We start from the raw sequence: 20,652 nt of genomic DNA on the forward strand, positions 1-20,652 counted from the left end.
ATCGGGAAGACCTCCCGGTTGCACGACACGCATCTTGTGGGACGCTTTCAGTATGGCAACGGCGCGGATATTTGCTGCGCCCGAACGTTATACCGAAGTCATACCGATAACAACACCCAGCAGGAGACGATCATGAGCCAAGCACCCCATCACCCTTCTCGCAGGCCTCCATTCGCTTTGCGCGTGTGCTTCGGCAGCGCGCTTGCCGGCCTCAGCGCCGCGGCCTGGGCGCAAGATGCAGCCTCGCCGCCGGTCGCTGCGTCCGAGCCGAACCTGATCCAGCTCGCGCCGATCGTGGTGGTGGGAACCACCCCGCTGCTGGGTATCGGCACACCGCTCGAGAAGGTGCCGGCCAACGTCCAGACCATCAAGGGCAGCGCGATCGACGCGCAACATCGTTCGGTGCTCACCGACTACTTCGAGAAGAACGTGGGCAGTGTCGACATCAACGAAGCCCAGGGCAATCCGTCCCAGACCGACATCAACTATCGCGGCTTTACCGCGTCGCCGCTGCTCGGCACGCCGCAGGGATTGTCCGTGTTCCTCGACGGCGTGCGCATCAACGAGCCGTTCGGCGACGTAGTGAACTGGGACCTGATCCCGCAAGCCGCGATCAACACGATCCAGCTGATCCCCGGCTCCAACCCTACCTTCGGCCTCAACACGCTGGGCGGCGCCATTGCCGTCACGACGAAAAACGGCCGCAGCAATCCGGGCGGCGAAGCTGAAGTCTCCGGTGGTTCGTGGGGCCGCAAGACGGCGCAGATCGAGCAAGGCGGCGTGATCGGCCAGAACCTCGACTACTACTTCACCGCGAACACGACCAACGACAACGGCTGGGCCGACCACAATTCCAGCCGACTGCGCCAGGCGTTCGGCAAGCTCCGCTACACCGACGCGGACACCACGATTTCACTGTCCATGGGAGGCGCCGACAACGACCTGCAAGGCTCGCAGACCATCCCCCGCTCCTTCCTCGATAACTACAAGCAGGCCTATACATTCCCGGACCAGAACCAGAATCAGGTCGGATACCTGACGCTGTCGGGCGAGCATTATTTCAGCCCCAACCTGCAGATCAGCGGCAATGTGTATTACCGGCACTACCGGAACGTGAACACCAGCAGCAACACCAACGACGACTTCGGCCAGGTCGATGACGACGGCAATGTCGACACGGTCCAGGCGACCAACGTACAGTCCGTGATCGTCACGGACAGCTACGGCGCGAGCCTGCAAATGACGCTGCTCAACAAGCTGGCCGGGATGGAAAACCAGTTCGTCGCGGGCATGGCGGGCGACTTCGCCAACTCGCATTTCACGCAGGCTTCGCAAGACGCGCAGTTCACCGATTCACGCGCGACCATAGGCATTGGTCCCTATGAGTCTCAAACCGATGCAAAGACGCGCAACGCGAACTATGGCGTGTATTTCGAGGATACGTTGTCGATCACGCAACAGTGGTCCATGACATTGGCCGGGCGTTATAACTGGTCCAAGTCTGTTATCGGCGATGAAAGCGGTGTGCAGCCGCTGCTTGACGGCAGCCATACATTCTCCCGCTTCAACCCGGCGGTGGGCGTCAACTGGAACCCGACCTCCACGTTCACCGCCTACGCCACCTACAACGAAGGCATGCGCTCGCCGACCGCGATCGAACTCGCCTGTGCCGATCCGGCCGCACCCTGTTCCCTGCCGAACGATTTCATTGCGGACCCGTCGTTGCAACCGGTGATTTCAAAAACCTACGAGATCGGCGCGCGTGGCCAGCTCGGACATGGAACCTCATGGAGCGCGGCACTCTACCGGACCACGCTCGATAACGACATCCAGTTCGTCAGCAGCAACGGCGCAGCCAGCACGCTGGGCTTTTTCCAGAACGTGGGCAAGACGCGCCGGCAAGGAGTAGAACTGGCCGGGCACACGCAGTTCGGACCACTGGGCGTGGCAGCGAGTTATAGCTACGTAGACGCAACCTATCAATCGACGTGGACCGAAAGTAGTTCCAGCAATTCGAGCGCCGATGCCAACGGCAATATCACCGTCAAGCCAGGCGATCGTATTCCCGGCATTCCGCAGAACACGGTCAAGCTGCGGCTCGACTATGCAGCCACGCCGAAATGGAATGTAGGGACTAACCTCACGTATCGCGGCAACATTTTTGCTCGCGGCGACGAAGACAACCAGGACGTGAACGGGTCGGTAGCAGGTTATTTCCTGATCGACCTCGACACGACCTACAACATCACGAAGCAGCTGCAGGTATTCGCCAGCATCACGAACCTGCTTAACAAACGTTATGCAAGTTTCGCGATCCTTGGCGAGAATGACTTCGATGGTCCGAACCACAGCTTCAACGGCGCCAATCCTGCCAATGAACAGTTCCTTGGCATCGGGGCGCCGCGCGGTGCATGGGTGGGGCTGAGGTATGCGTGGAAGTAAATTTTGTTTCGCACCGGGGAGCAACTGTCTCAGCTGAACCCCGGTGCGAACAAGACTGGCGTGCTACTCGATTGACCCTGCGCTGTGCGGATACGTCACGATGCCCCATGCGAGCGGCAATCCTTCAATCTGCTTGACCGGCTGGTAGCTGGTGGCGTCGAAGACATACACGGCGTTCGACCGGCCGCATGCCAGCATCAGCTTCGAGCCGTCGGGCGTGAAGCTGAAGTGCCAGCAACGCTGGCCCACCGGTACATCGGTCAGGTGATCGAAGGTCTTGGCATCGAATACCTGAAGCATCTTGCCGCGCGCCGCCGCAACCATCAGGCGCTTGCCGGCAGGGTCGAACGCGACACCGTAGGGTCCCAACTGCGTATCGACAGTCTTGATCACCTTGAAGCTCTGAGCATCCAGCACGACGAACTTGTTGGTGTTCTCAAGGGTGACCACATATTGCTTGCCGTCAGGCGTTCGCTTGATACCGCGCGGGCGCGATCCATGATCCAGCTTGAGCGTGCGCAGCGGCGCGCCGGTACCGACGTGATACACCGACACCGTATCGTCGCCCTCGTTGGTCACCAGCATTTCCCGGCCATCGCCGGAAAACTCCACGCCTTCCGTCTCGTGCCCGCTCTTCACCGAACGGATCACCCGCAAAGTCTTCAAGTCGACGATCGCGATCTCCGCAGGCGGCTCACTCGCGTCGTCGTCCCTTCCTGCGCCCGGAGGACCGCCTTTATCGGCTCCTGCTGCGGCTCCTGGCCCTCCCGATGCTCCTGATGCTCCCAACACGCCCGGAGGCGGCCCGCCGTCCTCGCCCGGCTCGTAGGTCACGTAGGCGTAGTTACCGTGCACGCGGACAAACTCCGGATTCTTGCCGATCTTCACCCGCCGCAATACCTTGCCGGTGGCTGTATCGACTTCGGACAGATCGCCTGGTTTCTTGTTGGCCAGCAGCAGCCGGCGCCCGTCCGCCGTCAGGCTCAGGCCGCGAGGGCCATCGTCGCCGAACGCGAATGTCTTCGCGAGCGTCATCTGGTCGAGGTCGATCACACCCACCCCCGCCGTCTCGCTCGTTACGTAAGCAGTCGGCGCTGCCGCCCACGCGGCGCTCGCGCCGAACGTGATACCGGTCGTCACCACCGATGCGAGCGCCAGATACGCCGTCGCCTTTTTCAAATGCATGTTCGTCTCCGCCTATTGTTCTTTGCAAGGTACACCGGATGTCTTCGGACGTCGCGGACCCAAAGGCCAACTTAGCCCATCAAGGCGGTACTTGACAACGGATCGGGGCGGGAGATTCTCCCGAAAGCGTCTTTTCGACAGCGCGTCCGCGGGTCTATCGCGTTGCGTCGGGGTCGTCGGCGAGACGATCGACCAGCGCCTTGACGCCGCGGCGCCATGACAAATCCGTGTTGCCGCGGATATCGACCGAGCGCTCGAACAGGGTCTTGCCCGACGTCACGTCTTCCACGCGAAGATTGATGTTGATGATCAGGTTGCTGACTTTCTGCACCCAGCACACGCCGACGCGCTCAACGCCAAGTTTGCGTCCAACTTCCCGCTCGCAACCGTTGCACGCGTTCATATTCTGCGCCGCTGTAAGTTGCGTAATCATGGCGCTCGCGGGGGCGTTATCGGCGACGCGAAAAAGCTGGCGGTCACGCAACTGGGCACGCAGGTCATTGCTGATCAAGACAATGCGAGCCTGTTGCGTACGGTTGGTATCGGCGTCGTTGTAAGAAGCGTTATCGTCGATAAGCGTGCAGTCGATCACAGCAATCGACCGCGGCGCAGCCATCGCATGCGATCCGGCAGTTGTTGCTGCAAGACATAGCGCGACGCCACGCAGAACGCGCAATGCGCGCCGTGCTCCATGATGTAAAACGCTTGGCAACTGCAGCATGGCTGCTGGTATCCACGAGTCGATGATTCGATCTTCCATGCCGCAACTCCTAGCCAGTCAACGCTCGTTTAGGGCTGGCAGTTGACGCTGAACTGCTCACCGTCTGCGGCCGCTTTGAACGGAAACCCCGCAGGCTCCGCCACGGAAGAAATCGCCACGTCAACAACAGCAACGCAAGCAACGCGGGGCACCAATTAAGATGGGTCGCCGCCGGCTCCCGGTGCATCAACTGCGGATCGAGCATGGCATGGGTCAACGCTTCGGCCCCAAGCAACCGCTGATACTTGAAGCCAATCCGTGACGCCACTGAGGCAAGGTACTCCCCCCGCAGTTGCGATAACTCCTCGTGGCTTTCTGCCGTGGCCGGCTTGCCGGGGATGGTCGGGACCTGGATCACATCGTCGGCGTGCCAGAACCCCACCCTGTTGCCGTTGGCATCGGTCTTTGGAATATTGGCGGGCTGGTCCCCGCCCACGCCGATAAGCCAGCCATGAACCTTCCCGCTGGCTATTTCGCGCACCCGGTCATTCGATGGCAACACAGGGGGCGCTTCCTGACCATCGGTCATGAAGATCACCGCGGTATCCGGCCCGACTTGCTGCGCTGTCCGCACCGCCGAGTAGATGCCGCCCTCGGCCACGCGGCTCCAGTTGGTCCAGCGCATGCGCCCATCGATTTCATTCAACGACGACAGCAGCGTGTCGAAATTGCTGCAGACTTCAACGGGCGGCAACAACAGCAACGTGCGCTGCCCGGTAAACACGCTCCATCCGACCTTCGATCCGCAAGGCAATTTCCCCAACGTTTCGCGCGTGGCGGCACGGGCGAATTCAAGCCGGCTCAACGGCGCATCGCTCGCACCCACGTCCTCGGTGTCCATACTCTGCGTAATATCGAAGGTGACGATGTAACGCGCGGTATCGCGCGGCAAAATGACAGGCGGCATTGCAAGCGCGGCGATCAGCAACAGCAGCGCGAGCACGATCGGCCACTGTTGCCGGCTGAAGAGGCTTCGTCCGGTTAGGGCAATTTTCACGGCAGATCCTCGGCCTGCGCGCCGCGCAACTTGACGTCGTGCTGCTCCTTGATGTCTGGCTCGTCGGCACTCTCGGTCTCTTCCGGAGCGCGCCATAACGCACGTTCGAGGTTGTAGCGCGTGTCCCAGTCGCCAGGCGCAACGCGCAGCAACTGACGGTATCGTTGCTTCGCCTGTTCCAGTAAAGGCAAGGATTTGACCGGACCGGGATTTCCCTCGCCCGTCGCTTGACGCAGATACATATTGCCCAGGTTAAAAACCGCGGCATGCGCCAACTCGCTGTTGGCGTCGTCTTGTATCAGTGCCTCATAGAGCCTCTGCGCGTCAGCGTAAGCGCCCGCCTTCGAAAGCGCCATCGCACGGGTCAACTGAGCCTCGGGTAGATCGGCGAGATGGGACGACGCGCTCGTCAAGACGCCTGCTTGGGCAACAGCCTGACGCACATCTTCAGCATGCTTCATGCGTAATGCGCCATCCATAGCCACCGCCGCGCAACCCAGCGCAACCAGTCCAAACGCGATGTGAGCCCAGGAGCGTTTCATGCCCAACTCCTGACCTGAAGCAGATGCAACGCGAACAGGAACGTGCAGAAGACCAGCGCGGCCGCAAAACAATAAGGACTGCGGTCCTGTCTCGGCAACCGCTCGACAAACGACACCTGATATTTTTGCTGCCGGTTGATATCGTTCATGGCAGCGGCCATCGCATCGGCATCGTTTGCTTGATAGAGGTGATACGGCGACTTCAACGTCAGAAAAAACCGGTGCAGCTCGGCCTCGGCGGAGGTATCGTTCGCGGCGACCGCCCGCAGGTCGGGGCTGTACACGCCACTGCGCAAGTAGATGAAATACAAGTCGATCTGATTGCGCTCAAGGCCTTCTTCTATGTCGCGACGCGCTTGTGCGTCGAGTCTTGCGCCGCCGTCCGAGACAAGTACGATTACCCGATGACCATCGTAACGACGTCCGTCAAATTGTCCGATCGCCGCGCGCAAACCGCGATCGAGCTGCGTGTCCGCCATGCCCCGGCCAATGCCCGTGCCGGCTATCGCATCCTGAATAATCTTGTGATTTTCCGTGAAGCGAATGACCGGTATGGGGCTGATGCCGAACATCATGAATGCGAGCCGGTCGTTCGGACGATCATCGACGAAACGGGTTATTGCGCGGCGAGCGACTTCATTCTTCGACATGCCCCGGGAGTCGATGGGCTGTCGCCCCATGGCGTCGTCCATGCTGGAACTCCGGTCCATCAGGATGAGAATTTCGGCGCCGGTGCCGGTGTGCAGAACCTGCATATTGGAACGGCCTGGGCCCGCGAGACCGATGACTATGGCAAGTATCGCCAGGACCGCGCAGCCTCGCCATATCATTCCGACAGTACGTCCAATCCGATCGACCGGCAGCCATCCAATATATGAAAAGCTCAGCGTATCGCTGCGTCGGCGCAGCAACGGAAGGCACGCGAGCGGCAGTAGGGCAAGCACGTAGGGATGCGCGAAGTCGATAGGGGAAGTCATTGCTGCTGACGCCTCTCCGCGCGATAAAGCGAGCGGCTCAAGTCGAGCAAGGGAAAGTTTTCATCGGCGGAACCCGAAGCAAAGAAACGCTCGCCGGACTGCTGGTAGAAGCGTTCGAGTTGCGGCTGCAGCGCTTGCAAATGCGGTGCTCTTGCAAGCAAGCCTGGCAATGAACCGGCATGCACGACCTGCCCCGCCGTCTCGTTCAATGCACGATGCAGACACAGCCACCCGCGCGCGTTTTTATCAGGTTGGGATGACGCAAGGCGCTGCATCTCCATGTATGCGCGGGCAAACGGCAAGCTCGCCGCTTCGCGTGTGTTACGCCATTTCCACCAGCCGAACCATGCGGCAAGCGTTAAAACGAGCAAGCCGAGCGCCCAAAGGGTCTGCCTGCGCAGCGGCGCAATCGCGGGTAGCGGAGCCGGCCGGTCGGGGCGCAGCGATTGGAGCTCGCCCATGCCGAATGCCGTATTTGGTGTGAGCGGACTCACGCTCACCGGCCATTCCGGCACTTGTAGCGATCCCAAAGTCAGGGCCGGGAGAGCAATAGTGATGAGCGTTTGCGGCGCGTTCACGATCTGATAGTCAACGACCATCCATCGCCGCCCTTCTCCATCCGTTTCAATGCGCGGATGGCGGCGCTCGAACCAGATGCCGATGCGCCCAGTCGATGGCGTCGCGGCGGCGCTCGAATCGTCACTGCCTGAACCGGCCGTGCCCGAAGGAAGCAGGATGCGTTGCGAAAGCACATCGCCGACCGTGTAGCCGAATGCGCGCGGTTGCTCAACCGTCGCCGATGAAGGCGCCCCTATCGCAGCGTTTGTCATGCTTAGGATTACTGTCATGATGACCAGGATCGGCGGACGCGCGAATGGGCTCATGCGACCGCTTCCAGGAAGTATCGCGACAACGATTCGGCATTGAATTCACCCTGAAGGTAGAACGGCCGAATCCCGCGCTTATCGAAGAGCCGGTCGATTTCGGCACGCCGCCGCGCGGCCGCGTCGCGCCAATCTCGACGAGTTTTTCCTTGCAGCCACAATGTCCGGCGTTCTCCCGTTTCGGCATCGTCGATGGCTAGCAGCGCGCCATGCTCCGGCGGCTCCACTTCCGCGCGGTCCCATACGACCATCGGAATAACGTACGCATGGGTCAACGTGTCGAGTATCTTCGGCAGCCGTTGCAGCGGCCAATGAAAGTCCGAGACAATGAAGACAATGCCCTGCCGCCCGGCAAGTTTCGCGACCGATTTTTCAAGCCCATCGATACCACCTGCCACGCCGGGCGATTGCGCCGCACGGCGCACGGTGGCCGCCATTACGTCGCCTACACCCTGACCATAGCGCGCCGGTGAATAGAGTTCCTCACGTTCGGCGGCATCGAACGCGAGCATGCCGACCTGATCGCCCGCACGGAATGCGCTGTACCCCAGCGCGGCGACAAAATCCGCCGCAACGTCGAGCTTGGACTTGATCTGCCCGAAGTGCATCGACGCTGATACGTCGATCACGACATAGACCGGTACGGACACGCGTTGCAGATGAACGCGAACGAGCCACTCGGCGGGAATGGCCCGCAAACTTGCGCGTAAATCGATACGGCGCGGATCCGGATGATCGAAAAGACGCGCGTGCATCGCGAATGCCTGACCCGCGCCGAAGCTCGAACCGGGATGCGATCCGGGTCGCGAGCCACCGGCGCACATCGGCAACCGGTAGTGAAACTCTGGCATCGCGCTGAGCGTATTCATGATGTCCTCATGAGATTACGGCACCGCGACTCTCGCCATGATCTGCGCGACTAACGCTTCCGCAAGTTCCTGCCGGCGCAGTTCGTAGATTGGCGTGAAGAACACGCGATGCCCAAGCGCGGGCAACAGCACAGCGTGAATATCCTCTGGTACCACATGCGTGCGCCCGGCCAGCCACGCGACCACGCGCGCCGCCCGCAAGAGCGCGCTCATGCCGCGTGGACTCGCGCCAACGAGGATCAGGCGCTCCATGTCGACGCCGTCAAGTGCGATATCGAATTGCTGCGGATTCTCAGTCGCGCGCCAGATGTCGAGCACGTAGCGCTCGATTGTCGCGCTGGCGCTCACGTTGCGTTGAATGCTGCCGCCGATATCGTTCAACTCCGCCCATCGGACCACGCCCGGCGTCACCCGTTCGAGCAACGCGTCGACATCGTGGAAAACAGGATCGAAAACCAGCGCGCGTCTGACTTCGGGATCTGTCGGCGTCGGCATGTTCAGCTCGAACAAAAACCGGTCGCGTGCAGCCGATGCCAGCTCGAACGTTTCCTCGCGCTCAACCTTGTTCCGATCGGCGAACACCGTCATGTGAGGGAAGTGATATTCGCGGTCGAACGCCGAAACGGAACGCTCGGCCATCGCCCGCAGCAGGAGCGACTGGACTTGCGGCCGCGCCCGGTTGATCTCGTTGAAGAAGAACGTGGTCAGGTTTTCGCCGTGACGCAGCAAAGGACCGGGATCGATCCGGGGTCTTCCTTCGGCGTCCACATACGTGTGATAGATGAGGTCACCCGGCATCATGTCGATGGTGCCTTCCACGCGCCCGAAGCCTCCACCAATGGCCCGCGAAAATGCGCGCAGCACGGTGGTCTTGCCGACACCTACGCCCCCTTCCAGCAGCACGTGACCGCGCGCAAACAGCGCGACATTGATCAAGCGGATGATGTCCTGCTGGCCGGCGACGGCGTTTGTGACGCTCAGTTCCACCCGTAACGCACTCTCGCGCCAGTCCTGTAGTTGCTCCTCGAAAGCCATCGGCCAGGTCTCCTGTTGCATCGCGGCACGATGAAAGGAAACAACGCGCCGGAACGAGGGAATGCAAAAGTCGTACCGAGTTTAAGTAGCCGATGAATTATTGTTCGGAGACTTGTCAGTGAGGATTTTAATCAGCCAGTTGTGAGCGACAGAGAAACACACTGTCACAGCATGCGGGACACGTTGTGTCTGCGATCGGACTTCGTGGGTTGTTAAGGTGGCGGGCACGACCGAGGTTTTGCGCCGTCACGCTTTGCCATCTGAGCGTGAAACGGTCGCTTCCTCCTGCATGGCAAGTGCCGGACCTTGTTGTGCATCGGTTGCCACAACACGATATGTTGTCTTGAAGCCTTGTTGCGTATAACCCGGGTTGGTCGACGACGGCGAGATCTGCACGATACCGGCATCGCTATAGATCTTTGAAGCAATCACCATGTTGAAGGTTGGAAAACGCCCTTCCTGATTCACCAACTCCTGATAGGCTCAACGTATCAATCCATTCCGTAAATCGAAATATGATGCATGACAAGAAATTTGACGCGATCAAGCAGACGCAGGCGTGATGAAGGACGAACGTCGGGAAGCGAGGTTAACCGTTAGGAATCCAAATGCTACCGGAATAATAAACATGATCCCAAGTAGGGTGGGCCTGTGCCAACAACCCTACGCCGTTGCAAAAGATCACATCATTGAGCTGTGCATCGCAAGAACGCGCTTCAGCTCCAGTCGTCCATATCGTGCTTGATGCTGTGCCGGTTGGCGATCAGCGTGTCGACACTTGGTTCGTTGTTCATCGCCCGCTGAATGGCGAGTTTGGTCGCCTCGTAGTTCGTGCGATACATGTCCCTCTTGTCGAGGTTCGTCTCCGCGGCGCAACGCGGATCGATCCACACGAGACTGATGATGCATAACTCGTTGGCCTGATCTTTCGGCAAGATGCCTTCGATCAGGCAATCGACTATTGCATCGGCCGTCGCCGACTGCACCACGCCGCCGAATAGCTCGATGGTGGTCATGTCCCTGAGCGTCACCTTGGGGACGATCATCGTGGCGGGACGCACCATCTGATTGCAGGCGCGGATCGCGAACATGGCCGTGTGCCCCTTGCTCTGCGCCATCATGTTGGCGAACGCGTGACCGGCGGGTCCGTCAACACGGCCTAACAGGATTTCGGGCATCGCGTCAGTCACTTGGCCGGGTGCGGCGAACACCGTGGCTTCGCCTGTGCGGAACGTCAAATCGAGATTCATTGCCGACCTCCTTCTTAGTTGGACACCAAGGATTCGTAGCATGCAAGGACGATGCCATTCAATCCGACACGCCCGGGGAGGCATGGCAGTGCGCAACATGTATCGTCTTCGGGACAGAGTGGCAGAGTGGCAAACACGATTCACGAGGCAAGTGTTCCGGATATGCGGCGCCGCCGGCATTGTCCGTGCCTATTGCTGGCTCGAATGGTCCATCATCGGCGCCTGAGCATCTCTCCGAAGGCACGCAAGTCGCGTGAGGAAGTCGTCACTTCCGTGAGCGAGGCGAGCCGGTTGTGGGAGACGGTCGAGGCGAGCGCAGTGCTGGGCGAGATCAGCTTCATCCTACCGGGACGCGCGGGCCAAAAGGCGCGCGAAGTCACACAGACGTTACGAGCCCAACGCGTGAAGCTACCAGGGGCGAGCGGGCCCACTGTCACCTGCGTGCTGGCGCAGGAAATTGGAGCGCCGGCGAGCATGAGGCCTGTGGTGTGGCGCCTGCTGACGAACCGGGAAGCAGACAACATTGATGCCGTGGTCGAGCTCATCGACTGGTATCGAGCGCGATGGGAGGTCGAGATGTTCTTCCATGTTCTGAAGAACGGCTGCAAGGTAGAAGCGCTCCAACTCTCGCAAATCGACCGCGTGGAGCGGGCTCTGGCGTTGTACATGGTGGTGGCATGGCGCATTGCCCGGCTGATGCGTTTGGGCAGGACCTGTCCTGAGATGGATGCCTCGTTGTTCTTCGACGCCGATGAGATACGCGGTGCTTTCCTGCTGGCCAAGAAGCCGCGACCAAAAACTCCCATCACACTTAATCAAATCATTCGCCTGAATGCTTCACTGGGTGGTTTTCTGGGCCGTAAGAGCGATGGTGAACCCGGTGCGAAAACCCTCTGGATTGGCATGCAGCGAACCATGGATGCCGCCTCGACCATTCGAGCACTTCGCGAAGACGATGCCTGACTTCTGTATAAGGGCATGGTTTTGAAGGGCTCATGCTGGCTTCTTTCCGATGGAGAAAGCGCACCCTATCGTCTTGTCGAAGGAGACTGCTTTTTACTGACGAGCGGCCGGTCATTCGTGCTTGCCAGCGACCCTTCAATTCCGCCGGTGAATTATCTGGACGCGCTGTCTTACGATGCGCAAGGCATTGCACGATGCCAGACAGGCGCCGATTGTTTTTTGGTCGCGGGGCATTTTTCGTTGGCGGGAAGTGGTATCGACAGGCTTTTCGAATATCTCCCCGCGGTGGTCCCGGTGAGCGCCGCGTCGAGCGAGGCGTCAGTGCTTCGATGGTCACTCGATTTTCTCGCGCAAGAACTGCGGAACAATCAACCAGGTCATTCGCTGACTGCTGAGCATCTCGCGCACATCATGCTCATTCAGGTTTTGCGGTTGCATCTCGCATCAACAAAAACCATGAACCATGGATGGCTTTCCGCGTTGAATGATCCGCAGTTGAGCGCCGCTATCAATGCGACGCACAAGGATATTCGTCATCGTTGGACGGTAATTGACATGGCAGGAATAGCCGGCATGTCCCGTTCGAGTTTCGCCGCGAAGTTCAGGCAGGCGGTGGGAACCACGCCATTGGACTATGTGACTCGATGGCGAATGCAGATCGCCGTCGATCGGCTTACGGATAGGGAAACTAGCCTCGCGCGAATTGCAGATGAAGTTGGCTACGAATCCGAAGCTTCATTTAGCACTGCATTCAAGAAGATCCATGGCTGCTCGCCTAGGGCCTATCGGATCCGTGTCTCGACGGAAAAGCCGGCCTAACAGGATCAGGATCAGGATCACGCTGCGAAGGCCGCGATAGGGACAGTGCGAGACGTGTATGCACGCGTTGCTCCACGCCGACAAACCTGCTCAGCGTGGCGAGTACAGCACAAGTACAACATGTCAGGTCGGTCAGCCCTCTTGAACTAAGCCGTTAAGACTGCCCAGCGTCTACTCGTTAATGCTTTACCCATGCATTAACGATCGGTCACCCGCTTAGAATCTATTGGCGATGACAATTCCAGGCGAAATTGTCATCGCTATCAGCTATTACTGGCCTGCAGCCGGCGATACTACGCTCGGTCGCGCCAGTGAATTGTTGCTCGGCCAAACAGTAGCCGCAGGCGTCGATCCATTAGCGCTATTTTGCGTGCCCGAATTCGACGACGCAGCGGCGTGGCCACTGTCCGAGTTGGCGTCCCCTGGCGTGCCATAGCCGCCGCCCGTTGCAGCGACCGGCGACGTCACACTTGGTCGCGCCAGCGAGTTGTTGCTCTGTGCATAAGCGCCGCCTGACAACGTGAGTGCAGCGACGGCCGCGATTAATGTACTGGTTGCCTTGTTCATGACCCCGTCTCCTTAATTGAATTGGAATTTCGACACATACGATCCATTGCCATTGTAGGAAAGCGGTCGCTCATAATTAAGCGCATTCTCCGCAAGGGTGAATTTCTATTTTCGGGGAAATCCCGGCGTTAAGCGCTGATGGGCGAGCGCAATCTTGCCTAGTGCTCCACCATTGAGCGCTGCGTGTCTAGTGACGAGCCAGAAAATTGATTGGGTGCCTGTTTAGAAAATTACCCGTAGAGCGGAACCCCGGTGAGGAAACTTGCAAACGAACTCCCTCTTCATTGACGACAACGCCTAAGCTCGCTTACCGTCCCATGCTTCCCGACTAATAGACATAGTTGTCGTGTTCCACGTCCGGCCCTTGAACGTTCGATCCCCAATGCGCTCTGCTGTGACAGTCATTCCGACAGCGTTGCATAACTTGATTGCGGCGCGGTTGTCGGAGATCGTCTCCGCATAAATTCGCTCGACGCACAGCGTGCCAAAGCCAAATTCAAGTATTCCGGCAGCAGCCTTTCGAGCTAGCCCGGACCATTGCCATTGCCGGCCAATTTCGCATCCGATGGAAGCATCGCCAGGTGACTCTAAGCGGATGCCGCAAGTACCGACGAGTTCCCCTCCTGACTCCAGGGCAAATTGAAATTTGGTCCTTGGCAGACTGTCGGCTTGTTCGATGAACATCTGCAGCAGTTGGCCCGCACGCTGCTCCGAGGAGTCATCCTCGCTATAGAAACGATGCATTTTCGGATCGCTTCTGAGTTGTTGATATTGGATCAGGTCCGCGGGCCGAAAATCTCGAAGAATCACATTGTTCAACTCTATTCGAATCGCTCCGGTTTCAATTTTGTCCATTACCTGGTCAACTCTATTTTTTTGAACAATTAGCATTGTTGGCAATCTGCGGGCGCTGACGAATGACCGGTTGCGGCCGCTCACCAAAAGCTGATGGGCAATGATCCTGGTGGACGACCGCTTTGCGCATCATCCACCGGCAGTTATTACGACGCCTTTTTTCCAGCCGCAACGCGCGGCACCGTCTTGGACTTACCTGTCACCGGCAAAGTAGCGACGAAGGCATTGATCGCCGAATTCAGCTTCGCGCGGCCGGCTCCATCATGAGCGTGGACGGCCAGGCCGGTAAACAACACTGCGCACATCATCGACAACGCATCGATGTCCACCGACGGCGCGATTTCGCCATCATCGACCGCCAGCTTCATGCGCTTGCAGATCAAGTCGACAATCTGCTTCTGCCGTTTGTGCAGCAGCGCGCGAAGCTCCTTCTGGTCGGCACTCACATTCAGCGCGCCAAGCATCACCATGCAACCGCGTGGCTGCGGACCGCGCGTGAACATTTCAACGCTACGCTTGAGCATCGCGCTGAGCGCTTCCCGGATGCCGCGTGGCCCAGCTAACGCAAACCTTGTCGCTTCGCCCTCAAGCGTCCCGTAGAGGTCGATTGCTTCACGAAACAGGTCTTCCTTACTGCCGAATGCGGCGTAGAGACTTGGCGAGTTGATGTTCATGGCGACAGTCAGGTCGCTGATCGCACAACCGTCGAAACCCTTCAGCCAGAACATTTCCATCGCGGATGTCAGCGCGGCCTGGCGGTCGAAGGTTCGGGGCCTGCCGCGCCTCTTCGAAGCTCCTTCATCAACTGAGCTATTCATCATATTTCTCCAAGTCTCCGGTCAGGTCACGATCCTGAATCGCTATTTTGTAACGATCATAACGAAAATCTGGATTCGGATCAATTTTTGAGGTTTAATATTCTGTATCGATCGACACATATATAGGGAATTTATGCGACGATCGGGCAGTACCGTCGTCGGCACTGCCCTTCCTCAATTGAAATGGAGTTCAAAATGAAACCCGTACTTCGCACCTTGGTTGCTGCCGCAATCGTAATGGCCTCAACCACCGTCTTCGCGCAGACGGCTCCCGGAGCCAGCCCACAGGCGGCTGCGGCGCCCGCGAAAAACTTCGACGTATTCGTCGACAAGCCAACCGGCTTCACCTTCGTCAAGCTGCCGGGCGGCTGGAAGTTCGCCGGCAAGGTCAGCCCGAGCGACATGCGGCACTTGCCTTCTACTGTGTTGACGTCGGTCGTCGCCGAGGAACCGGTGCAGATGGCGGACGATCAGCCACGCAAGTAAGCAACTGGTTCCTCACCCGGCGTTTGCATGGCACTCCCCGCCCGAGCTATCGGTAATCCTGACTTAGGTGCTCAACGCGAGCGTGGCGCCTGGACTTTTATTCGCTTCAAGCGGCCAAGGCTAATATTTACGTTGCAACACGAGCGTATAGTCAGGCATCCGTCACGGGGAGAGTCGCAAACATGCACGATCTCGCTACCAAAGAGGCGGATGCGCTGGCGGTTGTCAAAACGTTTTATCGAGGCGCTGCTGAAGGCCGGATCGTGGACTTCGAAAAGTACACCGCTGAGGGCTTCATATTGTTCGTTCCCGACTATCTTCCTTGGGGTGGTCAATATGACAAAGCCGGGTACGTGTCCATTCTTCCCCAGGTGGCAAAGACACTCGATGCCGTGAGGCTGTCGTACGAGAGCCTGACCGTACAGGGTGAACACGTCGTGGCCCTGATCCGGATTGGCGTCCAGGGAACTGACGAATCAATTCTGATTTCCGAGCATTGGGATGTGTCAGAGGGTCAGGCGCATCGGCTACTTGTGGCTTACTTCGATCCAAAGGTGCTGCTGGACAAAGTCGCGTAACGCTTGACCAAGGCGCCACCATCGCTCGGGAGTTTTGATGAATCAGCCCGATTTCTCTGCTCGTGACAAGGTCGTCAAACATAACGTCTACGCTTCCGTGAGAAGGCGGGACGGTCTCCCTCAAGAAGCCTTTTCGAATTACTGGCGCGACGTGCATTCAACGCTCTGCTCGCGCTTGCCGGAACTCAACTTCTACGTTCAACAGCACTTCGACCGCGACCATTACGCGAACTCCTGGCCTCTTGCCAATGGTGTTCGCCGGATTGAAGCTGACAGACTGAATCTGGCGATTGCGGAAATTGCATTCGCCAGCCCGTTAGCGGCAAAGTCGCTGTTTTCATCTCCAACGTTCAAGGAAGTACTGGGCGAACAGGCGCGATACATCGACGCCATGGGCGTGTATCTCGTGACCGGGTTCTACACGTTCGTCCGTGACGGCCGTCCAACATTAGCTGGCTTGCGAGGAAGCCGGCCTGCAGTACTCACCACCACGTTGGGCGCGGTGAATCAGCTCGACGAGAAAGTCACCGCCAAGTTTGCCCCGCGATAGGCACGCAATCCTTCCAGAGTATTCGAGGCGTTCTGATGTCCCAGTGCCGTGAGCCGACGTGTTACTTTAAGCCTCATGAAACCTTCCTATCAGCGCGCACCTGAGGGCAACGTCTGGGTATTGATCGCCGCGATCCTTGGATCGAGCCTCGCGTTTATCGACGGTACGGTTGTCAATATCGCGCTGCCTGCAATACAGAGCGGGCTTCACGCGACCTCGGGAGAACTTCAGTGGGTGGTTGAGTCTTATGCCCTGTCGCTGGCGTCGCTGCTGCTCGTCGGCGGTTCATTCGGCGATAGCTACGGCAGGAAAATGGTCTTCCTGTTCGGTACGGTTTTATTCGCAGCCGGATCGGCATGGTGCGCGTTCGCGGGTTCTATCGAAGGATTGATCGCTGCCCGGACAGTCCAGGGAATCGGTGCCGCCTTCCTTGTGCCCGGCAGCTTGTCACTCATCAGCTCGGCCTACCCGGCAAGCTCGCGCGGACGCGCGATCGGCACCTGGTCGGGATTCACAGCAATGATGGGCGCAGGTGGTCCCGTCCTTGGAGGCTGGCTGGTCGAACACCTTTCGTGGCGATCAGTATTCCTGCTCAACCTGCCGCTAGCGGCAGTCGTCGTGGGCATCGCGCTATGGAGAGTCAATGAAAGCAAAAACGAAAAACTTGATAAAGCACTGGACTGGCCAGGAGCACTCTTAGCATCGATAGGACTCGCCGGAATCACGTACGCACTGATCGAGGCTTCCGAAAAGGCGTCGGGCGTTCTGCTTGCCGGGTCGGTCGGCGTGATAGCACTCATCGCCTTCCTGGTTCGCGAGGCCCGATGCCGCGCTCCAATGGTCCCATTGGCACTTTTCAGGTCGCGCACATTTGCGGGCGCAAACCTGATTACGTTCTTTCTCTATTCCGGACTGGGGGGAATACTTTATTTCCTGCCATTCACCCTTATCCAGATCCATCATTATTCTGCGGCCAAGGCCGGCGCCGCGCTGTTGCCGTTGATCCTGATCATCTTCGTGCTTTCACGATGGACCGGCGGACTGGTCGCACGCTACGGCGCGAGAGTGCCACTCACCTTGGGCTCTGTCATCGTCGCTGCGGGATATGCGCTGTTGGCATGGCCTGGAGTTGGCGGTCCGTACTTACACACCTTCTTCGCGCCCGTCATCGTGCTTGGCCTGGGCATGGCGATTTGCGTCGCCCCGCTGACCACGTCGGTCATGAACGCCGTTCCGGAGAATCAGTCGGGAGTTGCATCCGGGGTGAACAACGCGATTTCGCGAGTCGCCGGGCTACTCGCCGTCGCGGTCTTCGGCCTTGTCCTAACAATGCTATTTAATCAATCGCTCGACATGCACCTTGTACCGCTTGGTCTTTCTCAAGCCGCGCAGAACCAGGTGAACGAGCAGCGCGCGCTTCTTGGTGCAGCGGTCAATCCGGACGCCCGCGTGATGGAGGCCGCGCGCGAGTCCTTTGTCTTCGGGTTCCGCGTGATCGTGCTGATCGCATCGGGTCTCGCGCTCGCAAGCGCCATCAGCGCATGGCTTCTGCTTGACCATGAGCCGAAAGGCGGGGCGTCCGGGGGCTTACCTCATTCTCAAGAGACCTGACGCGTGGGCCGGAACAGGATCTTGTTCACGTCCATGTCGTCCGGCTGGTCGATAGCGAAGGCCACCGCCCGCGCGAAGGACTCGACCCAGTCGTCAACCTTCAGACGCCCGAGCAGCGAAAGCGGCATGAGGCCCGCGTCGTTGATCATCACGTCGATACGCCCGAAGGTCTGCACGGCGGTATCGACGAGACGCTTCACATCGTCGAGCACGGTGACGTCGGTGGCAACGCCGAGCGCCCGGCGTCCCGTGCGGTTCAATTCATCGGCTAGTTGCTGCAAGCGCTCGATACGCCGCGCGCCGAGTACGACGCACGCGCCACGCGCGCTCAGCAGGCGTGCGGCCGCAAGGCCCAGGCCGCTGCTGGCGCCGGTAATAACGATCACTTTGCCGTTGATCTGGTCGCTCATGAAACCCTCCTGCTGATGATGTGGAACTTGACTGCAGACTTCACGGTGTCAAGCCACTAGCGGGCCAAGCCTTGATCCAGTAGCAAGGACATGTTGATACTGTCCACTCACAATATTGGGGAGCACTGCGTGCCCATTAGCGAACTTCGCGCAATTGAGACCTTCACGAAGGCCATTGAACTTGGCAGCATCCGGCGTGCGGCGGCGGCCCAGGGCGTCAGTCCTCAGGCCGCGAGCCAGGCGCTCGCGGCGCTTGAAGAGCGGCTGGGCGTGCGCCTTTTGCATCGCACGACAAAGAGCATCGCGCCGCTTCCGAGGGACAGGAGTTTCTCGAGGCCGCGCAGCCCGCGCCGGCCGCACTGGAGCGCGCGGTGGACCGCATTCGCATGGCGAAGGACGATATTGCCGGGCCGTTGCGAATCGTCGCCCCGAAGTACTCGTTCCTGCCAATACTTTGGCCTCTCGTTGATGAGTTTTGCCGCCGCCATCCCGAAGTTCAGCCCGATGTCAAACTCGATGACCGGATTGGCAAATGGGTGCAGGACCGTGTGGATGTTGGCTTGCGCATTGGTTCCGCGCCTGAGGACGGCCTCGTTGCTCGGCGTCTTTTCGCCATGCAACTGATCGTCTGTGCGGCGCCGGCCTATATTGCGGCACATGGGGCGCCGAAGTCGATTGAACAGCTGGCGTCGCATCGATGCAGCGTGTTCCGGCATCCCGGCACCGGCCGAATCCTGCTCTGGCTTCTCAAGGTCGGAGGCGAAGTGATCTCCCACGACTTGCCGCCCGCGTGATTGACCAACGATGCCCAGCTCGAGACCGAGGCGGTGCTGTCGGGTCACGTGATCGGCTTGTTGTCCGGCTTGTCGGCGGCACCTCTGATTCGTTCGGGGCGGCTTGTGCCGCTGCTCACGGACCACGTTACCGACCATATGAGCGTGCATGTGTACTACGGAAGCCGCGCGGCGCAACCGTCGCGGGTGCGGGCGTTTATCGACTTGACGGTGGAGCGGTTGGCCCAGTCTTCGGACTACGTGCTGGACGCGCGGGAACTGGCGGTGGCGGTGGCGGTGGCGGTGGCGGTGGCGGTGGCGGTGGCGGTGGCGGTGGCGGTGGCGAAGGGGCGTAGGAAGACGCGCCGGCGATGATCCAAGGGAGTTAAGTGCGTTAAGACGCACCTGCTTCGGTGGAATATCGGCGAGCGCCGGATGGAAAAAGGCCCGGACGATGCCGGGCCTTTAAATCGAAGCGGGAACCCCCGTTACCGCCTCGATGATGTTTCTCTCGTAGCTGACCTGTTGCCTCTGAATATTCGTTTTTTTGATCGTTGGGCGCTTTTTGTCGGTCAGCGAGGCCATAATAATTGCGAGTGCTCCGGCGCTATGTGGGCGACCCCACATAGCGCTTACGAATGGTTACACCTGTGGCGTCGCGACCACGTGGGGCTCCGGAGTTGGAATGCGTGGCTGCGTCATGCAACGGTACTCCCTCCCCCATCGGATACAGCGTGCCGGGCGCCGGATGCCCTCCCCGATCTGCTCGGCGCAGCGCTGGCAAAAGACAATCGCAAATGCGTGCGGGGGCGTTGCCCGGTATAAGACGCACGCGTCTAATTTTCACAGAGCCTCGCATGCGGCTAAGGGCGGCTTCAAGCGAACCCGCCCTTAGATAATGGAACGCCGTTAGTTGCTATAGGGTCGACGTCGATGTCGCTCAGAACAAGGAGTTCGTACGGTTTCGGGGGTATTTTCCGCTCCGGTTCTTAGCGGGTTGGCTGCTCGGTTTGCGCCATTATTTTGGGGGTTACGGCCAAACGAATTTTGGCGGCCTTGTTTTGAGGTGGGTGGCGGCGTGGCTTGACGTGCATACAAATTCGGTGGATGGTTCACGCGGATAGCGCGGGGTGTCCCTTGGGCGGGTTCAATCACTGGTGGCGAAGCGTGTGGGTATCGGTGTTCGGAGAAGGAGGGTTTCACACATCGGTGGTTCTGGCGAGCACCGTGCTTTTCGGGTACCAATGAATAAAAACTGCACGCTGTGGACACTTAATTTTT

At 59.2% G+C, this 20,652-nt stretch carries 19 protein-coding genes and 3 pseudogenes; 8 read left to right on the top strand and 14 right to left on the bottom strand.

The genetic code is table 11. The features are described 5' to 3' along the window. The first annotated feature begins 132 nt into the window (after window positions 1-132). Entirely contained in the window at window positions 133-2,442 is a 2,310-nt protein-coding gene (locus ACSQ83_RS07330; RefSeq protein WP_436227671.1) for a TonB-dependent receptor, read from the top strand. Window positions 2,443-2,505: 63 nt separating this feature from the next. Here the strand turns inward: ACSQ83_RS07330 and ACSQ83_RS07335 are convergent, their stop codons facing one another. The 10 genes and pseudogenes from ACSQ83_RS07335 to fae form a co-directional block, all read right to left on the bottom strand. Next, entirely contained in the window at window positions 2,506-3,627 is a 1,122-nt protein-coding gene (locus ACSQ83_RS07335; protein WP_436227672.1) for a cytochrome D1 domain-containing protein, read from the bottom strand. 154 nt (window positions 3,628-3,781) lie between these two features. After that, window positions 3,782-4,387: a DUF3280 domain-containing protein gene (locus ACSQ83_RS07340; protein WP_414968056.1), complete on the bottom strand. Its 606-nt coding sequence runs from the start codon at window positions 4,385-4,387 to the stop codon at window positions 3,782-3,784. Window positions 4,388-4,397: 10 nt separating this feature from the next. Then, window positions 4,398-5,294: an MxaL protein gene (locus ACSQ83_RS07345; protein ID WP_414968088.1), complete on the bottom strand. Its 897-nt coding sequence runs from the start codon at window positions 5,292-5,294 to the stop codon at window positions 4,398-4,400. A gap of 86 nt (window positions 5,295-5,380) precedes the next feature. After that, a complete protein-coding gene (locus ACSQ83_RS07350) occupies window positions 5,381-5,926 on the bottom strand; it encodes a hypothetical protein (protein WP_436227673.1) in 546 nt (181 codons plus the stop codon). Beyond that, window positions 5,923-6,903 carry a vWA domain-containing protein gene (locus tag ACSQ83_RS07355; RefSeq protein ID WP_436227674.1) on the bottom strand — a complete coding sequence of 327 codons (981 nt, stop codon included), beginning with the start codon at window positions 6,901-6,903 and terminating at the stop codon, window positions 5,923-5,925. Before ACSQ83_RS07355 ends, ACSQ83_RS07350 begins: the two co-directional genes overlap by 4 nt. Continuing rightward, window positions 6,900-7,787, bottom strand: a complete 888-nt coding sequence (locus tag ACSQ83_RS07360) for a calcium incorporation protein MxaA (protein WP_414968055.1) — start codon at window positions 7,785-7,787, stop codon at window positions 6,900-6,902. Before ACSQ83_RS07360 ends, ACSQ83_RS07355 begins: the two co-directional genes overlap by 4 nt. Further along, the gene (locus ACSQ83_RS07365; RefSeq protein ID WP_436227675.1) at window positions 7,784-8,656 is read right to left on the bottom strand and encodes a DUF58 domain-containing protein; all 873 of its coding nucleotides are present in this window, start codon (window positions 8,654-8,656) and stop codon (window positions 7,784-7,786) included. Before ACSQ83_RS07365 ends, ACSQ83_RS07360 begins: the two co-directional genes overlap by 4 nt. Window positions 8,657-8,671: 15 nt before the next feature. After that, a complete protein-coding gene (locus ACSQ83_RS07370; protein WP_436227676.1) occupies window positions 8,672-9,691 on the bottom strand; it encodes an AAA family ATPase in 1,020 nt (339 codons plus the stop codon). Between the two features lie 291 nt (window positions 9,692-9,982). Further along, window positions 9,983-10,120, bottom strand: a pseudogene (locus ACSQ83_RS07375) (branched-chain amino acid ABC transporter substrate-binding protein); the annotation flags it as partial. Between the two features lie 287 nt (window positions 10,121-10,407). Then, complete coding sequence (fae, locus tag ACSQ83_RS07380) at window positions 10,408-10,941, bottom strand: formaldehyde-activating enzyme (RefSeq protein WP_436227677.1); 534 nt, start codon at window positions 10,939-10,941, stop codon at window positions 10,408-10,410. Between the two features lie 192 nt (window positions 10,942-11,133). Between fae and ACSQ83_RS07385 the strand changes: the two are divergent. Both ACSQ83_RS07385 and ACSQ83_RS07390 read left to right on the top strand, forming a co-directional pair. After that, window positions 11,134-11,904: pseudogene (locus tag ACSQ83_RS07385) on the top strand (IS4 family transposase); the annotation flags it as partial. 15 nt (window positions 11,905-11,919) lie between these two features. Then, window positions 11,920-12,723, top strand: coding sequence for an AraC family transcriptional regulator (locus ACSQ83_RS07390; protein ID WP_436227678.1), 804 nt, complete (start codon window positions 11,920-11,922; stop codon window positions 12,721-12,723). A 270-nt stretch (window positions 12,724-12,993) separates the two neighbouring features. Here the strand turns inward: ACSQ83_RS07390 and ACSQ83_RS07395 are convergent, their stop codons facing one another. From ACSQ83_RS07395 to ACSQ83_RS07405, 3 genes are all read right to left on the bottom strand, one after another. Continuing rightward, window positions 12,994-13,290, bottom strand: coding sequence for a hypothetical protein (locus tag ACSQ83_RS07395; RefSeq protein WP_414950516.1), 297 nt, complete (start codon window positions 13,288-13,290; stop codon window positions 12,994-12,996). Window positions 13,291-13,587: 297 nt separating this feature from the next. Then, window positions 13,588-14,145, bottom strand: coding sequence for a GNAT family N-acetyltransferase (locus tag ACSQ83_RS07400; protein WP_436227679.1), 558 nt, complete (start codon window positions 14,143-14,145; stop codon window positions 13,588-13,590). A gap of 146 nt (window positions 14,146-14,291) precedes the next feature. Beyond that, complete coding sequence (locus ACSQ83_RS07405; RefSeq protein WP_436227680.1) at window positions 14,292-14,963, bottom strand: TetR/AcrR family transcriptional regulator; 672 nt, start codon at window positions 14,961-14,963, stop codon at window positions 14,292-14,294. A 195-nt stretch (window positions 14,964-15,158) separates the two neighbouring features. Here ACSQ83_RS07405 and ACSQ83_RS07410 point away from each other — a divergent pair, with 195 nt between their 5' ends. From ACSQ83_RS07410 to ACSQ83_RS07425, 4 genes are all read left to right on the top strand, one after another. Continuing rightward, window positions 15,159-15,449, top strand: coding sequence for a hypothetical protein (locus ACSQ83_RS07410; protein WP_436227681.1), 291 nt, complete (start codon window positions 15,159-15,161; stop codon window positions 15,447-15,449). Between the two features lie 182 nt (window positions 15,450-15,631). Beyond that, window positions 15,632-16,027 carry a hypothetical protein gene (locus ACSQ83_RS07415; RefSeq protein WP_436227682.1) on the top strand — a complete coding sequence of 132 codons (396 nt, stop codon included), beginning with the start codon at window positions 15,632-15,634 and terminating at the stop codon, window positions 16,025-16,027. A gap of 37 nt (window positions 16,028-16,064) precedes the next feature. Next, a complete protein-coding gene (locus ACSQ83_RS07420) occupies window positions 16,065-16,577 on the top strand; it encodes an EthD domain-containing protein (protein WP_436227683.1) in 513 nt (170 codons plus the stop codon). A 75-nt stretch (window positions 16,578-16,652) separates the two neighbouring features. Further along, the gene (locus ACSQ83_RS07425; protein ID WP_436227684.1) at window positions 16,653-18,188 is read left to right on the top strand and encodes an MFS transporter; all 1,536 of its coding nucleotides are present in this window, start codon (window positions 16,653-16,655) and stop codon (window positions 18,186-18,188) included. Here ACSQ83_RS07425 and ACSQ83_RS07430 read toward each other — a convergent pair. Next, entirely contained in the window at window positions 18,176-18,598 is a 423-nt protein-coding gene (locus ACSQ83_RS07430; RefSeq protein WP_436227685.1) for an SDR family oxidoreductase, read from the bottom strand. The two genes, ACSQ83_RS07425 and ACSQ83_RS07430, sit on opposite strands and share 13 nt — an antisense overlap. A 129-nt stretch (window positions 18,599-18,727) precedes the next feature. Between ACSQ83_RS07430 and ACSQ83_RS07435 the strand changes: the two are divergent. Next, a pseudogene (locus tag ACSQ83_RS07435) lies at window positions 18,728-19,746 on the top strand (LysR family transcriptional regulator). Window positions 19,747-20,652 lie beyond the last annotated feature (906 nt).

It is taken from the genome of Caballeronia sp. LjRoot29, assembly GCF_964252755.1.
Lineage (GTDB): Bacteria > Pseudomonadota > Gammaproteobacteria > Burkholderiales > Burkholderiaceae > Caballeronia.